The 14,090-nt window shown below is 72.4% G+C and carries 15 protein-coding genes; 13 read left to right on the plus strand and 2 right to left on the minus strand.

Annotated features, from left to right (window positions below):
• The first annotated feature begins 166 nt into the window (after positions 1–166).
• The 13 genes from ABZ172_RS19725 (at position 167) to ABZ172_RS19785 (ending at position 11,852) form a co-directional block, all read left to right on the plus strand.
• Entirely contained in the window at positions 167–1,459 is a 1,293-nt protein-coding gene (locus tag ABZ172_RS19725) for a GAF domain-containing protein (RefSeq protein WP_356885011.1), read from the plus strand.
• Positions 1,460–1,507: 48 nt separating this feature from the next.
• Positions 1,508–2,101, plus strand: coding sequence for a GNAT family N-acetyltransferase (locus tag ABZ172_RS19730; protein WP_356885012.1), 594 nt, complete (start codon positions 1,508–1,510; stop codon positions 2,099–2,101).
• A gap of 132 nt (positions 2,102–2,233) precedes the next feature.
• Positions 2,234–2,317: a putative leader peptide gene (locus tag ABZ172_RS19735; protein WP_349817346.1), complete on the plus strand. Its 84-nt coding sequence runs from the start codon at positions 2,234–2,236 to the stop codon at positions 2,315–2,317.
• 113 nt (positions 2,318–2,430) lie between these two features.
• Positions 2,431–4,128 carry a nitrite/sulfite reductase gene (locus ABZ172_RS19740; RefSeq protein WP_356885013.1) on the plus strand — a complete coding sequence of 566 codons (1,698 nt, stop codon included), beginning with the start codon at positions 2,431–2,433 and terminating at the stop codon, positions 4,126–4,128.
• Positions 4,125–4,304 carry a hypothetical protein gene (locus tag ABZ172_RS19745; protein WP_356885014.1) on the plus strand — a complete coding sequence of 60 codons (180 nt, stop codon included), beginning with the start codon at positions 4,125–4,127 and terminating at the stop codon, positions 4,302–4,304. The genes ABZ172_RS19740 and ABZ172_RS19745 overlap by 4 nt, the downstream gene beginning before the upstream one ends.
• Entirely contained in the window at positions 4,301–5,017 is a 717-nt protein-coding gene (locus ABZ172_RS19750; RefSeq protein ID WP_356885015.1) for a phosphoadenylyl-sulfate reductase, read from the plus strand. The genes ABZ172_RS19745 and ABZ172_RS19750 overlap by 4 nt, the downstream gene beginning before the upstream one ends.
• Positions 5,017–5,586, plus strand: a complete 570-nt coding sequence (gene cysC, locus ABZ172_RS19755) for an adenylyl-sulfate kinase (protein WP_356885016.1) — start codon at positions 5,017–5,019, stop codon at positions 5,584–5,586. Before ABZ172_RS19750 ends, cysC begins: the two co-directional genes overlap by 1 nt.
• Positions 5,583–6,518 (plus strand): sulfate adenylyltransferase subunit CysD, encoded by a 936-nt coding sequence (cysD, locus tag ABZ172_RS19760; protein WP_356885017.1) that lies wholly within the window; start codon positions 5,583–5,585, stop codon positions 6,516–6,518. The genes cysC and cysD overlap by 4 nt, the downstream gene beginning before the upstream one ends.
• Before the next feature lie 165 nt (positions 6,519–6,683).
• On the plus strand, positions 6,684–8,027 hold the full coding sequence (locus tag ABZ172_RS19765; RefSeq protein WP_356885018.1) for a GTP-binding protein: 1,344 nt from the start codon (positions 6,684–6,686) through the stop codon (positions 8,025–8,027).
• Positions 8,028–8,261: 234 nt separating this feature from the next.
• Positions 8,262–9,377: an aliphatic sulfonate ABC transporter substrate-binding protein gene (locus ABZ172_RS19770; protein WP_356885019.1), complete on the plus strand. Its 1,116-nt coding sequence runs from the start codon at positions 8,262–8,264 to the stop codon at positions 9,375–9,377.
• Positions 9,378–9,425: 48 nt separating this feature from the next.
• On the plus strand, positions 9,426–10,217 hold the full coding sequence (locus tag ABZ172_RS19775) for an ABC transporter ATP-binding protein (protein ID WP_356885020.1): 792 nt from the start codon (positions 9,426–9,428) through the stop codon (positions 10,215–10,217).
• Positions 10,204–11,082 carry an ABC transporter permease gene (locus ABZ172_RS19780; RefSeq protein ID WP_356885021.1) on the plus strand — a complete coding sequence of 293 codons (879 nt, stop codon included), beginning with the start codon at positions 10,204–10,206 and terminating at the stop codon, positions 11,080–11,082. Before ABZ172_RS19775 ends, ABZ172_RS19780 begins: the two co-directional genes overlap by 14 nt.
• A gap of 5 nt (positions 11,083–11,087) precedes the next feature.
• On the plus strand, positions 11,088–11,852 hold the full coding sequence (locus ABZ172_RS19785; protein ID WP_356885022.1) for a sirohydrochlorin chelatase: 765 nt from the start codon (positions 11,088–11,090) through the stop codon (positions 11,850–11,852).
• Positions 11,853–11,864: 12 nt separating this feature from the next.
• On the opposite strand, the gene ABZ172_RS19790 is transcribed toward ABZ172_RS19785, so the two are convergent.
• Positions 11,865–12,866, minus strand: a complete 1,002-nt coding sequence (locus ABZ172_RS19790; protein WP_356885023.1) for a 2-dehydropantoate 2-reductase N-terminal domain-containing protein — start codon at positions 12,864–12,866, stop codon at positions 11,865–11,867.
• A gap of 113 nt (positions 12,867–12,979) precedes the next feature.
• Positions 12,980–13,897: a S1 family peptidase gene (locus ABZ172_RS19795; protein ID WP_356885024.1), complete on the minus strand. Its 918-nt coding sequence runs from the start codon at positions 13,895–13,897 to the stop codon at positions 12,980–12,982.
• Between the last annotated feature and the right edge of the window lie 193 nt (positions 13,898–14,090).

A 14,090-nucleotide genomic window follows, 5' to 3' on the forward strand; every position in this document is an offset into this window, starting at 1 on the left:
ACGGTCCTCGCGCCCTCACCAGAGTTGCAAAGGGTTGCAAGCATTGCGTGGAGTGCGGGTCAACGGGCCTCCCGCACGGCAGTATGGGGCCGTCGGGCCGGGTTCCGCCGTGCGGAACGGGCCCGCTTCCGTCGGGGGGACCGGCATACCTGTTGGGGGGACCGACATGGAGTCACACACCGCCGCGCCCAGGGGGCGGGAGAACACCCCGCGCCCCGCGGTGACCGAGCGGCTCGTCCACCGGGCGAGGGAGGCCCGGATGGCGGGTGAGCGCTCACCGGTGGCACCGCGCGCGGAGATCGACGCGTCCTGGGACCGCGTGCTGCGCTGCGGGGTCGATCCCGAGCAGTTACCGGGGGACGGACTGCTGGAGTCGGACGAGATCGAGCACCGGCGCAGGAGCACGGCGCTGGGCGAGGTGATGCCCGTGCTGCGGGACGGGCTGGCCGCCATCGCGGACGCCGCGCAGCAGATCATGGTCGTGACCGACACGGAGGGGCGCGTCCTGTGGCGGCAGGGGCACCCGGGGGTGATGCGCCGTGCCAACGACATCTGTCTGGAGGAGGGTGCCGCCTGGACGGAGTCGGCGACGGGGACGAACGCCATCGGCACCGCACTCGCCACGCGCGCCCCCGTCCAGGTGCACTCCGCCGAGCACTTCATCCGCGTCCTGCACACCTGGACCTGCGCGGCGGCCCCGGTGCGCGACCCCCGGGACGGCCGGCTGATGGGCATCGTCGACGTCAGCGGCCCGGCCTCGACCTTCCACCCGGCGACGCTGGCCCTGGTCGGTTCGGTCGCCGCGCTCGCGGAGAGCGAGCTGCGCAGCCGGCATCTGGTGGCGATCGAGCGGCTGCGCTCGGTGGCCGCCCCGCTGCTGTGCCGGCTCGGCGGCCGGGCGCTGGTGGTGGACACCCACGGGTGGCTGGCCGCCGTCAGCGGTATGCCGCCCGTGGACCGGCTGCCCCTGCCGAAGTCGCTGGAGCCGGGCACGGTGTGGCTGGCCCCGCTGGGGATGTGCAGGGTGGAGCCGCTGCCCGGCGGCTGGCTGGTGCAGGTCGCGGAGGACACCCAGGAACGCCCGCCGCGCCGGGTGGTGCTCGACCTCGGCCGGGAGCAGGCGCTCGCGGTCCATGTGGCGGGCCCCGTCGGCAGCTGGTCCCGCCGGCTCTCGCCCCGCCACGCCGAGCTGCTGTACGCGCTGGCACTGCACCGTGAGGGGCGGACGGCGGCGGAGCTCGCCGAGGACGTCTTCGGCGACGGGAGCAGGACGGTGACGGTGCGGGCCGAGATATCGCGGATCCGCCGTCATCTGGCCGAGGTGCTGGCGCACCGCCCGTACCGGTTCCGCGAGGGGGTCGAGGTGGAGGTGGTGCACCCCGACGTACCGGCCGATCTGCTGCCCCGTTCGACGGCTCCGGTGGTGATCGGGGCGCGCATGCCCGCGGGGAGGCGCTGAGCGGCCCCGCTGCGGGCGGGGTGCGGCGGACGTGGTTCGCTGGCCGTCATGAGCGACTCGACGCACCCCGCCCCCGCCCTCGCCGACGTGACCGTCTGGTCCCTGGAGCAGACGTCGGCCGCCGAGCTGAGCCCCGCCGCCGCGCCCGCGGAGGGGGTGACGGTCACGCGTTCGCGGACGCCGCTGCCGGAGTTCAGCCGGTTCCTCTACACGGCGGTGGGCGGGGACGTCCGGTGGACCGACCGGCTGGGCCTGACGTACGCGCAGTGGCGGGAGATCCTGGAGCGCCCGGGGGCGGAGACCTGGGTGGCGTACGAGCACGGCACCCCCGCGGGTTTCATCGAGCTGGACGCCCAGGAGGACGGGGCCGTGGAGATCGCGTACTTCGGTCTGATCCCTGCCTTCCGCGGCCGGCGGATCGGCGGGCATCTGCTGTCGTACGGCACGGCCCGGGCATGGGACCTGGCCGAGCGGCACCCGGGGCGCACGCCCACCCGGCGGGTGTGGGTGCACACCTGCTCGAACGACGGGCCGCACGCGATGGACAACTACCGGCGGCGCGGTTTCCGGCTGTTCGACACCAAGGTCGAGCAGGAGCCCGAGGTGCCCGCACCCGGCCCCTGGCCCGGTGCGCACGCCTGAACACAGCCACCGTGTCGCTTTGTCGACCGAGCCGGAGTGATCAAGGCCACAGCGTCCCACATATCGGTACGATCGCGTCCACATAATGGATCGTGGTGGACTGGCCCGAGATCCGCGTGACACGCTTCCGTCATGTCCGGAACTGGAATTGCCTTGGTGAGTCGGCGGCACGTCGACCTCGGCCGCATGTCCAGCGCCATCTGTCCGGTCCGCTGAGACTCTCCAGCACCGCGCTCTCCTGACGTAGCTCCCCTCCCTGCGCACCGCCGCGCCTCACGCGGGTGTGCGGCCCGGAGCCGCCCTCCCGCAGTCCCGAAGGACGTATAGCCATGGCCGCCATCCCCGAGAAGCCCGCTGCCGCCACGCCCCGCCGCAAGGCCGGACGTCACCGTGGTGAGGGTCAGTGGGCCATGGGTCACTTCACCCCCCTGAACGGGAACGAGCAGTTCAAGAAGGACGACGACAGTCTCAACGTGCGGACGCGCATCGAGACGATCTACGCGAAGCGCGGGTTCGACTCCATCGACCCGAACGACCTGCGCGGCCGGATGCGCTGGTGGGGGCTCTACACCCAGCGCCGCCCCGGGATCGACGGCGGCAAGACCGCCGTGCTGGAGCCGGAGGAGCTGGACGACCGCTACTTCATGCTGCGGGTGCGCATCGACGGCGGACGGCTGACCACGGCCCAGCTGCGGGTCATCGGTGAGATCTCCGAGGAGTACGCCCGGGGCACCGCCGACATCACCGACCGGCAGAACGTCCAGCTGCACTGGATCCGCATCGAGGACGTCCCGGCCATCTGGGAGAGGCTGGAGGCCGTCGGGCTCTCGACGACCGAGGCCTGCGGCGACTGCCCCCGGGTGATCATCGGTTCCCCGGTGGCCGGTATCGCCGCCGACGAGATCATCGACGGCACGCCCGCGGTCGACGAGATCCACGAGCGCTACATCGGCAGCAAGGAGTTCTCCAACCTGCCGCGCAAGTTCAAGACCGCGATCTCCGGCTCGCCGGTCCAGGACGTGGTGCACGAGATCAACGACATCGCCTTCGTCGGCGTGGACCACCCCGAACACGGCCCCGGCTTCGACCTGTGGGTCGGCGGCGGGCTCTCCACCAACCCGCGGTTCGCCGAGCGCCTCGGCGCCTGGGTGCCGCTGGACGAGGTCCCCGACGTGTGGTCCGGTGTCATCGGGATCTTCCGCGACTACGGCTACCGCCGGCTGCGCACGCGTGCCCGCCTGAAGTTCCTGATGGCCGACTGGGGTCCGGAGAAGTTCCGCCGGATCCTGGAGGAGGAGTACCTCAAGCGCCCGCTGCTGGACGGGCCGCCGCCCGCCCAGCCGTCCGCCCGCTGGCGCGACCACATCGGGGTGCACGCCCAGCAGGACGGCCGCTTCTACGTCGGCTTCGCCCCGCGCGTCGGCCGGGTGGACGGCTCCACCCTGGCCAAGATCGCCGATCTGGCGGAGGCGCACGGCTCCGGCCGGGTGCGCACCACCGCCGAGCAGAAGATGATCGTCCTGGACGTCGAGCAGGACCGGGTCGCGTCGCTGACCGCCGGGCTGGAGGCCCTGGACTTCCAGGTGCACGCCTCGCCCTTCCGGCGCGGCACGATGGCGTGCACCGGCATCGAGTTCTGCAAGCTGGCGATCGTCGAGACGAAGGCGCGCGGCGCCGCGCTCATCGACGAACTGGAGCGCCGCATGCCGGACTTCGAGGAGCCGCTCTCCATCAACATCAACGGCTGCCCCAACGCCTGCGCCCGCATCCAGACCGCGGACATCGGCCTCAAGGGCCAGCTCATGCTGGACGCCGACGGCAACCAGGTCGAGGGCTACCAGGTGCACCTCGGCGGCGCGCTCGGGCTGGAGGCCGGCTTCGGCCGCAAGGTCCGCGGCCTGAAGGTCACCTCGGCCGAACTCCCCGACTATGTCGAGCGGGTGCTGGGCAACTTCCAGGAGGAGCGCGAGGACGGCGAGCGCTTCGCGACCTGGGCCGCCCGGGCGAGTGCGGAGTCGCTGTCATGAGCGGACGAGCGGCCCCGTTCTACTGCCCGTACTGCGGCGACGAGGACCTGCGTCCGCACGAGGCCGGCCACGGTGCCTGGGAATGCGCGTCCTGCAACCGGGCGTTCCAGCTGAAGTTCCTGGGCCTGCTGGCCCAGGGGCTCCGGCGTGACGATGCGGGAGGGGACGGGACATGACGGAGACCCTGCAAGCGGCCGAACTCACCGACGAGGCCCTGAAGGAGCTGGCCGAGCGGGCCGGACGCGAGCTGGAGGACGCCTCCGCCTCGGACGTCCTGGCGTGGGCGGCCGGCACCTTCGGCCGGCGCTTCTGCGTGACCTCCTCCATGGAGGACGCGGTCGTCGCCCACCTGGCCTCCCGGGTGCTGCCCGGTGTGGACGTCGTCTTCCTGGACACCGGCTACCACTTCGAGGAGACCATCGGCACCCGGGACGCGGTCGAGGCCGTGATGGACGTCAACCTCATCACGCTGACGCCGCGCCAGTCGGTGGCCGAACAGGACGCCGCGTACGGGCCGAGGCTGCACGACCGTGACCCCGACCTGTGCTGCGCCCTGCGCAAGGTGAAGCCGCTGGAGGAGGGGCTGACGGCGTACGCGGCCTGGGCGACCGGGCTCCGCCGCGACGAGTCGCCCACCCGGGCGGCCACCCCGGTCGTGGGCTGGGACGAGAAGCGCCGCAAGGTCAAGGTCTCCCCCATCGCCCGCTGGTCCCAGGACGACGTGGACGCCTACGTCGCCGAACACGGCGTGCTGACCAACCCGTTGCTGACGGACGGCTACGCCTCCGTCGGCTGCGCGCCCTGCACCAGGCGGGTGCTGGAGGGCGAGGACGCGCGGGCCGGCCGCTGGGCCGGGCGCGGCAAGACCGAATGCGGGCTGCACGGCTGATGACGACTGATCAGGAGATATCGATGAGCGTGACGGAGACGGGAGCGACCGTCTGGCTCACCGGTCTGCCGAGCGCGGGCAAGACGACCGTCGCGTACGAGCTGGCGGGCCGGCTGCGCGCCGACGGGCACCGGGTCGAGGTGCTCGACGGTGACGAGATCCGGGAGTTCCTCTCCGCGGGGCTCGGTTTCTCGCGCGAGGACCGGCACACCAACGTCCAGCGGATCGGCTTCGTCGCCGAACTGCTCGCCGCCAACGGCGTGAAGGTCCTCGTCCCGGTCATCGCCCCCTACGCCGACAGCCGCGACGCGGTGCGCAAGCGCCACCGGCAGGAGGGCACCGCGTATCTGGAGGTGCACGTCGCGACGCCGGTCGAGGTGTGCTCCGAGCGGGACGTGAAGGGCCTGTACGCCAAGCAGGCCGCGGGCGAGATCAGCGGTCTCACCGGGGTCGACGATCCCTACGAGGCCCCCGAGACACCGGATCTGCGCATAGAGTCCCACCGGCAGACCGTGCAGGAGTCCGCAGCGGCGCTTCGTGCGCTGCTCACCGAGAGGGGCCTGGCGTGAGCACCGTCGCCACCGTGCCGGGAGGCACCGTCAACCCGTACGCGCTGAGCCACCTGGACTCCCTGGAGTCGGAGGCGGTGCACATCTTCCGCGAGGTCGCGGGGGAGTTCGAGCGGCCGGTGATCCTCTTCTCCGGCGGCAAGGACTCGATCCTGATGCTGCACCTCGCGCTGAAGGCGTTCGCGCCGGCCCCCGTCCCCTTCACGCTGCTGCACGTGGACACCGGGCACAACTTCCCCGAGGTCCTCGACTACCGCGACCGCACGGTCGAGAAGCACGGGCTGCGCCTGCACGTGGCGTCGGTCCAGGAGTACATCGACGCGGGCAAGCTCCGTGAGCGCCCCGACGGCACCCGCAACCCGCTGCAGACGGTCCCCCTCACCGAGGCCATCCAGCAGCACCGCTTCGACGCCGTGTTCGGCGGCGGGCGGCGCGACGAGGAGAAGGCCCGGGCCAAGGAGCGGGTGTTCTCGCTCCGCGACGAGTTCTCCCAGTGGGACCCCCGGCGCCAGCGCCCCGAGCTGTGGCAGCTCTACAACGGCCGGCACGCCCCCGGCGAGCACGTCCGGGTCTTCCCCCTCTCCAACTGGACCGAGCTCGACGTCTGGCAGTACATCGAGCGCGAGGGCATCGAGCTCCCGGAGATCTACTTCGCCCACGAGCGCGAGGTCTTCAGCCGTTCCGGCATGTGGCTCACCGCGGGCGACTGGGGCGGCCCCAAGGAGCACGAGACGGTGGAGACCCGCCGGGTGCGCTACCGCACGGTCGGCGACATGTCCTGCACCGGCGCGGTCGACTCCGACGCCACCACCCTGGACGCCGTGATCACCGAGATCGCCGCCTCCCGCCTCACCGAGCGCGGCGCCACCCGCGCCGACGACAAGATGTCCGAGGCCGCGATGGAGGACCGCAAGCGCGAGGGCTACTTCTGAGGGCACCGGGTGCGGACGGGCCGGGGCCGCGTCCCCGGTTCAGCCCCACCCGCCGCCGCTCGGCACGGCTCCCCCGCCGCGCCTCCCCCGCGCCCTGCCCGCCCTGTGCCGCACGGCACCGGACCTCGCTCCCCGACCCGGCCTGATCCACACGAGAGGCCCGCCATGACCACCACCACCGAGCAGCTCTCGGCCACCACCCTGCTGCGGTTCGCCACCGCCGGATCCGTCGACGACGGGAAGTCCACCCTCGTCGGCCGGCTGCTGCACGACTCCAAGTCGGTCCTCACCGACCAGCTGGAGGCCGTCGCGCTGGCCTCCACCAACCGCGGCCAGGAGGCGCCCGACCTGGCGCTCCTCACCGACGGGCTGCGCGCCGAGCGTGAGCAGGGCATCACCATCGACGTGGCCTACCGCTACTTCGCCACGCCGCGGCGCCGGTTCATCCTCGCCGACACCCCCGGCCACGTGCAGTACACCCGGAACATGGTCACCGGCGCGTCCACCGCGGAGCTGGCCGTCGTCCTGGTCGACGCCCGCAACGGCGTGGTGGAGCAGACCCGCAGGCACGCCGCGGTCGCCGCCCTGCTGCGGGTCCCGCACGTCGTCCTCGCCGTCAACAAGATGGACCTCGTGGACTACGCGGAGCCCGTGTTCGCCTCGATCGCCGAGGAGTTCACCGCGTACGCCGCCTCGCTCGGCGTCCCGGAGATCACCGCGATCCCGATATCGGCGCTGGCCGGCGACAACGTCGTGGAGCCCTCCGCCCACATGGACTGGTACGGCGGCCCGACCGTCCTGGAGCACCTGGAGACGGTGCCGGTCAGCCACGACCTGACCGCGTGCCACGCGCGTTTCCCCGTGCAGTACGTGATCCGCCCGCAGACCGCGGAGAACCCGGACTACCGGGGCTACGCCGGTCAGATCGCCGCCGGGGTGTTCCGGGTCGGTGAGACCGTCTCGGTGCTGCCGTCCGGGCGGACCACGACGATCGAGGGGATCGACGCGCTCGGCGAGAGCGTGGAGCTCGCCTGGGCCCCGCAGTCGGTGACGCTCCGGCTGGCCGACGACATCGACGTGTCGCGCGGTGACCTGATCGCCCCGGCGGACGACGCCCCCGCCGTCACGCAGGACGTCGAGGCGACCGTCTGCCACGTGGCCGACCAGCCGCTCACCGTGGGCCAGCGGGTGCTGCTCAAGCACACCACCCGTACGGTCAAGGCGATCGTCAAGGACATCCCGTCGCGGCTCACGCTGGACGACCTCTCCCAGCACCCGGCCCCCGGCCGGCTGGTGGCCAACGACATCGGCCGGGTCGTGGTGCGCACCGCCGAGCCGCTGGCGCTCGACGGCTACGCCGACTCACGGCGCACCGGATCGTTCCTGCTGATCGATCCCGCCGACGGCACGACGCTGACGGCCGGGATGACGGGTGCCTCGTTCGCCGCCGCCCATGACGGCGGGACGGACGCGGACACCTCCGCCGAGGACGCGGAGTGGGACTTCTGATGACCGGCGACTTCTTCTCGACCTTCGCGAAGGAGGGCGGCCGCGTCGGCAGCGGCGCCCTGGGCAGTGGCCAGGGCGGGGTCGGGCGATGTGCGTGATGACGTACGCGCACTGCCTGCGCGCCCGCTCGCACCACCCGCACCGCCCGTGCGGACGAAGACCCGCCGACCGCCCGGCCGCGCCACCCGACTCCCGGGGGGCGTGAGCACCGGGCCGACGAGAGGAAAGCCTCCCGTGCCTGCCAGCCGTACCACCTTCCGCCGTGGCCTCGCCGCTGCCGCCGCCCTGCCGCTGCTCGCCCTGGCGGCCACCGCCTGCGGCTACGGCTCCCAGGCGGAGGGGGACGACGCCGCGAAGCCGAACGCCTCCGCCGGGGGGAAGAAGCTCTCGGCGGACACCGTGAAGATCGGCTACTTCCCGAACCTCACGCACGCCACCGCCCTGGTCGGTATCCAGGAAGGGCTCATCGCCAAGGAGCTGGGGGGCACCACGGTCACGCCCTCGACGTTCAACGCGGGGCCCTCCGAGATCGAGGCGCTGAACGCCGGTTCGATCGACATCGGCTTCATCGGCCCCTCGCCCTCGATCAACGGCTACAGCAAGTCCCAGGGCCAGAGCCTGCGCATCATCGGCGGTTCGGCCTCCGGCGGCGTGAAGCTCGTCGTCGACCCGAAGAAGATCAAGTCCGTGGACGACCTCAAGGGCAGGAGGATCGCCACCCCGCAGCTCGGGAACACCCAGGACGTGGCGTTCCTGCACTGGATCGCCGAGAAGGGCTGGAAGGTCGACGCGCAGAGCGGCAAGGGCGACGTCTCCGTGGTCCGCTCGGACAACAAGGTGACTCCGGACGCCTTCAAGGCCGGTTCCCTGGACGGCGCCTGGGTCCCTGAGCCGACCGCGTCGAAGCTGGTCGCCGAGGGCGGCAAGGTCCTGCTCGACGAGTCGACGCTGTGGCCGGACGACAAGTTCGTCATCACGAACATCATCGTGTCGCAGAAGTTCCTCTCCGCGCACCCGGACGTCGTCGACGCCGTGCTGCGGGGCACGGTGAAGACCAACAAGTGGATCAACGCCAACCCGGCCGAGGCGAAGGCCTCGGCCAACGCGGCGCTGGAGAAGCTGAGCGGCAAGGCGCTGCCCGCCGAGGTCCTGGACCCGGCGTGGGAGTCCATCCAGATCACCGACGACCCGCTGGCCGCCACGCTCCAGGCGCAGGCGGACCACGCGGTGGGGGCGGGCCTGCTGGAGAAGCCCGACCTCAAGGGCATCTACGACCTGAGGCCGCTGAACAGGATCCTCGCGGCCGAGGGGCAGCCCGAGGTCGCCGACGCCGGTCTCGGCGCCGAGTGACCACCCGACCGCACCAGCTTCCCTGAAGACTCCCAGGAGGTGACGACCATGGCGACCACCACCCTCACCAAGGCCGAGGACCGTGCAGCGGTCGAGCACGCCGCTCGTCTCCGGCACGTGTCCAAGTCCTTCGCCGGACCCGCGGGGCAGCAGCTCGTCCTGGACGACATCACGCTCGATGTCGCTCCGGGTGAGTTCGTCACCCTCCTGGGAGCCTCCGGCTGCGGCAAGTCCACACTGCTCAATCTGGTGGCCGGGCTCGACCGCCCGACCTCGGGGTCCATCGAGACCCCCGGCGGGCGGCCCGCCCTGATGTTCCAGGAGCACGCCCTCTTCCCGTGGCTCACCGCGGGCAAGAACATCGAACTGGCCCTGCGTCTGCGCGGTGTGCCGAAGCCGGACCGCCGCCCGGAGGCGGAGCGGCTGCTCGAACTCGTGCGCCTCGGCGGGGCGTACGGGAAGCGGGTGCACGAGCTCTCGGGCGGCATGCGCCAGCGGGTGGCGATGGCCCGTGCGCTCGCCCAGGACAGCCGGCTGCTGCTGATGGACGAGCCGTTCGCCGCGCTCGACGCCATCACCCGTGACGTGCTGCACGACGAACTGACCCGGATCTGGCACGAGACGAACGCCTCCGTCCTCTTCGTCACCCACAACGTGCGCGAGGCGGTGCGGCTCGCCCAGCGCGTCGTCCTGCTGTCCTCGCGTCCCGGCCGGATCGCCCGGGAGTGGACGGTCGGCATCGAGCAGCCGCGCCGCATCGAGGACACCGCCGTGGCGGAACTGTCCGTCGAGATCACCGAAGAACTGCGTGGGGAGATCCGCCGCCATGGCCAGCACTGAGACGAAGGCCGACGACCTGGCAGGGCTCGAAGCGGGCCTGGACGCCCTCGACGCCGTACAGGTGCGCCGGACCCCGGCCCGCGAGGTCCTGCTCGGCAAGGTCCTGCCGCCGGCCGTCGCGGTCGTGCTGGTGGTCCTCGTCTGGCAGGTGCTGGTCTGGGCGAAGGTCACCGACGACTACAAGCTGCCGCCGCCGGCCGCGGTCTGGAACAGCCTGACGGACATGTGGCTGCAGGGCACCCTGCTGGAGGTCGTCTGGACCAGTGTGTCGCGCGGCCTGTTCGGCTTCGTGCTGGCCGTCGCCATCGGCACCCCGCTGGGCCTGCTGGTCGCGCGGGTGAAGGTGGTGCGCGCGGCGATCGGCCCGATCCTGTCCGGTCTGCAGTCCCTGCCCTCGGTGGCCTGGGTGGCACCGGCCGTGATCTGGCTCGGGCTCAACGACTCGATGATGTACGCGGTGATCCTGCTCGGCGCGGTCCCCTCGATCGCCAACGGCCTGGTCTCCGGGGTCGACCAGGTGCCGCCGCTGTTCCTGCGCGCGGGCCGCACGATCGGCGCGACGGGCCTGCGCGGCACGGTCCACATCGTCCTGCCGGCGGCGCTGCCCGGTTATCTGGCGGGTCTCAAGCAGGGCTGGGCGTTCTCCTGGCGCTCCCTCATGGCCGCCGAGATCATCGCCTCGTCGCCCGATCTGGGCCTGGGGCTCGGCCAGTTGCTGGAGAACGGCCGGAACAACTTCGACATGCCGGGGATCTTCCTGGCCATCCTGCTCATCCTGTTCGTCGGCATCGCGATCGACCTGCTGATCTTCAGTCCGCTGGAGCGGCGGGTGCTGCGCAGCCGTGGCCTCCTGGTCAGGAGCTGATGCCCGTGGCCGCCCCGGTCCTCCTCGTCGTCGCCCACGGCAGCCGCGATCCGCGGCACGCGGCGACCGTGCACGCGCTCACCGCGCGCGTGCGGTCGCTGCGGCCCGGCCTGCGTGTGGAGACCGGCTTCCTGGACTTCAACGCTCCGACCGTGCCCCGGGTGCTGGAGCACCTGGCCGCGGACGGGGAGACCGGGGTCGTCGCACTGCCGCTGCTGCTGACCCGGGCCTTCCATGCCAAGTCGGACATCCCGGCGGTGCTCGGGGAGGCCCGGAGCCGGCTCCCCCGGCTGCGGATCCGGCAGGCGGACGTCCTCGGTCCGTCGCCGCTGCTGAACGAGGCGCTGGAGGGGCGGCTGCGGGAGGCCGGGATCGCCCCCGGGGACCGGGCGTCGACCGGGCTGGTCCTGGCCTCCGCGGGCTCCGGCGATCCGGAGGCGGTCACCGTGATCGACGGGGTCGCACAGCGGCTGCGGGACTCCGGCTGGGGAGCGGTGCGGCCCGCGTTCGCCTCGGCGGTCACGGCCGGCGGCCCGCCCCGCACCGCCGACGCGGTGCGCGCCCTGCGGGCCGGGGGCGCGCGGCGGGTGGCGGTGGCCCCGTACGTCATCGCACCCGGCCGCCTCCCGGACCGTATCGCCGCGGGCGCCGAGGAGGCCGGGGCCGAGGTGCTGGCCGGTGTGCTCGGTCCGTCCCCCGTGCTCGCCCGGCTGCTGCTGGACCGGTACGACGAGGCGTGTGCTCCCGTGTCCGGGGCGCTGAGCGCCTGACGGACGGGGTGGTCAGGACTCCGCGTCGACCAGGGCGGTGAGTTCGGCCACGGTCATCGACCCGGCGGCGCGCCGTTCCCGGGCGAGGGTGTTCACGGTGCGCCGCAGCACGTCGTTGACCGGGGTCGGTATGCCGTGCAGCCGGCCGAGCAGGGCGATCTCGCCGTTCAGGTAGTCGGCCTCGATGGTGCCGGTGCCCCGGGTGAGGCTCTGCCAGGACGAGCCGCCGGTCCGCCGGGAGCCGTCGTACGGGTCGAAGCGGATCTTCCCGTCCCGGGCGGTGGCCTGCTCCGCGCTCCCCACGGGATCCACCCCGGCTGCCGCGAGCACCGCACGTCCCTCCGTCCGGGCCCGGTCGAACAGGGCGAACGCCTCGGGGCCGTCGAGCACCCCGGTGGCCGCCTCGATCGCGTTGGCGAGGTTGGAGAGCAGCTTCGCGTACTTCCAGCGCATCACGTCGGGGACGACGGGCGCCTCCAGCCTGGCCCCGCTCCAGTCCGCGGCGATCGCCCGCACGGTGTCGTCGGTCCCGGACGGGTAGCGGCCGAGGTGCAGGATGCCGGTGAGCGGGGCGCCGGCGGCGACGACCCGGCCCGGCTCCAGGAAACCGGCGGGGAGGTAGACGCAGCAGCCGTAGACACGGTCGAAGCGGCGCAGGGCCAGGCGTTCGCCCTCGACGCCGTTCTGCGCGCAGACCACGGGCAGCCGCTCCCCCGCCGTTCCGCCGCCCGCCACCGGCCGGGCGCTCCACGCGTCGAGCGCCGCGACGGCGTCCTGTGTCTTCACGGCGAGCACCAGCACGTCGTCCGGCCGCAGGTCCAGTGCCGCCGGGCCGTCGACGACGGGGAGGCGGTGGATCCGGGTGCCGTCGGAGGTGGTGAGGGTCAGTCCGTTCTCGCGCAGGGCCGTGTACTGCGTGCCCCGGGCGACCAGGACCACGGAGTGGCCCGCCTCGGCGAGCCGCCCGCCCAGGGCGCCGCCCACGGCACCCGCTCCCACGATGATGTAGCGCATGCCCGTGAGCCTGGCACAGCGCCCGCCTCCACGGAACCGGGTACGGCAACGGGTACGGCAACGGGCCGCGCTCGGGAGAGCGCGGCCCGCCGACGGGTGGTGCGTGGGGTGTCCTAGAAGACGCTGACGCCGTAGGCGCTGAGCGCCTCGGTCACCGGCTGGAAGAACGTGGTGCCACCGGAGCTGCAGTTGCCGCTGCCGCCCGAGGTGAGGCCCAGCGCCGTGGAGCCGGAGAAGAGCGGGCCGCCGCTGTCACCGGGCTCGGCGCAGACGTTGGTCTGGATGAGGCCGGAGACGATGTCGCCGCCGCCGTAGTTCACCGTGGCGTTGAGGCCGGTGACGCTGCCGCTGTGCACGCCGGTGGTGGAACCGCTGCGCCTGACGGACTGGCCCACGCTGGGGTTACCGGCGGACGTGATGTCCTGGTAGCTGCCGTTGTAGAGGTAGACCCGGCCGTCGGCCGCCGCCGAGTTGGAGTGGCGGATCAGCCCGTAGTCGTTGCCCGGGAAGCTGGATCCGGCCCTCGTGCCGAGGGTGGTGCTCTGGCCGGAGTTGGTGTACCAGGTGCTGCCGATCTCGGTGCAGTGCCCGGCGGTCAGCGCGTAGTAGGTGCTGCCGCTGCGGACGTTGAAGCCGAGGGAGCAGCGCCCGCCGCCGGCGTAGATGGCCTCGCCGCCCGCGATGAGCTTGTTGAACGTGCCCTCGGTGTGCTTGATGTCGGCCTTCGCGCCCGAGTCGGTGACCGACTTCTTGATCGTGGCGATCTCGGAGGCGGTGACCGAGCTGTCGACGGTCACGACGACCTTGCCGGTGCTCGCGTCGGTGTACCAGGCGGTACCCGCGACGTCGGCGGCACGGACCGACGAACTGGCGTCGGCCAGTTCGGCCTTCGTCACGGTGGTGTCCGGTGCGGCCTGGGCGACCGCGGTGGGTGCTGCAAGCGCCACGGCGGTGACCAGGCCAGAGGTGGCGGCGATGAGGCGAGCGCGTCTGGAGAGGGAGCCGAGGGGAGCAAAGCGCTTGAAGGTCACAGGATCCTCCGTCTTTGGGGGGTGTCCGGTCCGCTGGGTGGGCGGACTGAGTCGCACGGCTGTCCTCGACCGGGGTTCTGGTCGTGGACCTGCCAACCGCACGCCGAGAATCCTTGACTCCGCTTGCGTCCCTGACAAGGCCGCCTTCCGGACCCGGACGGAGAGTGGCGGATAACGGACCATGAACGCCGTC

It is taken from the genome of Streptomyces sp. NPDC006296, from assembly GCF_040613235.1.
In the GTDB taxonomy this organism is placed as follows: Bacteria; Actinomycetota; Actinomycetes; order Streptomycetales; family Streptomycetaceae; genus Streptomyces.

What these genes read in the sequence shown, in the direction of transcription:
- ABZ172_RS19735 (WP_349817346.1), top strand. Translation starts at nt 2,234, where the DNA reads ATGTCCGGAACTGGAATTGCCTTGGTGAGTCGGCGGCACGTCGACCTC.
- ABZ172_RS19750 (WP_356885015.1), top strand. Translation starts at nt 4,301, where the DNA reads ATGACGGAGACCCTGCAAGCGGCCGAACTCACCGACGAGGCCCTGAAG.
- ABZ172_RS19740 (WP_356885013.1), top strand. Translation starts at nt 2,431, where the DNA reads ATGGCCGCCATCCCCGAGAAGCCCGCTGCCGCCACGCCCCGCCGCAAG.
- cysC (WP_356885016.1), top strand. Translation starts at nt 5,017, where the DNA reads ATGACGACTGATCAGGAGATATCGATGAGCGTGACGGAGACGGGAGCG.
- ABZ172_RS19790 (WP_356885023.1), bottom strand. Translation starts at nt 12,866, where the DNA reads ATGCGCTACATCATCGTGGGAGCGGGTGCCGTGGGCGGCGCCCTGGGC.
- ABZ172_RS19765 (WP_356885018.1), top strand. Translation starts at nt 6,684, where the DNA reads ATGACCACCACCACCGAGCAGCTCTCGGCCACCACCCTGCTGCGGTTC.
- ABZ172_RS19780 (WP_356885021.1), top strand. Translation starts at nt 10,204, where the DNA reads ATGGCCAGCACTGAGACGAAGGCCGACGACCTGGCAGGGCTCGAAGCG.
- ABZ172_RS19725 (WP_356885011.1), top strand. Translation starts at nt 167, where the DNA reads ATGGAGTCACACACCGCCGCGCCCAGGGGGCGGGAGAACACCCCGCGC.
- ABZ172_RS19745 (WP_356885014.1), top strand. Translation starts at nt 4,125, where the DNA reads ATGAGCGGACGAGCGGCCCCGTTCTACTGCCCGTACTGCGGCGACGAG.
- ABZ172_RS19775 (WP_356885020.1), top strand. Translation starts at nt 9,426, where the DNA reads ATGGCGACCACCACCCTCACCAAGGCCGAGGACCGTGCAGCGGTCGAG.
- ABZ172_RS19730 (WP_356885012.1), top strand. Translation starts at nt 1,508, where the DNA reads ATGAGCGACTCGACGCACCCCGCCCCCGCCCTCGCCGACGTGACCGTC.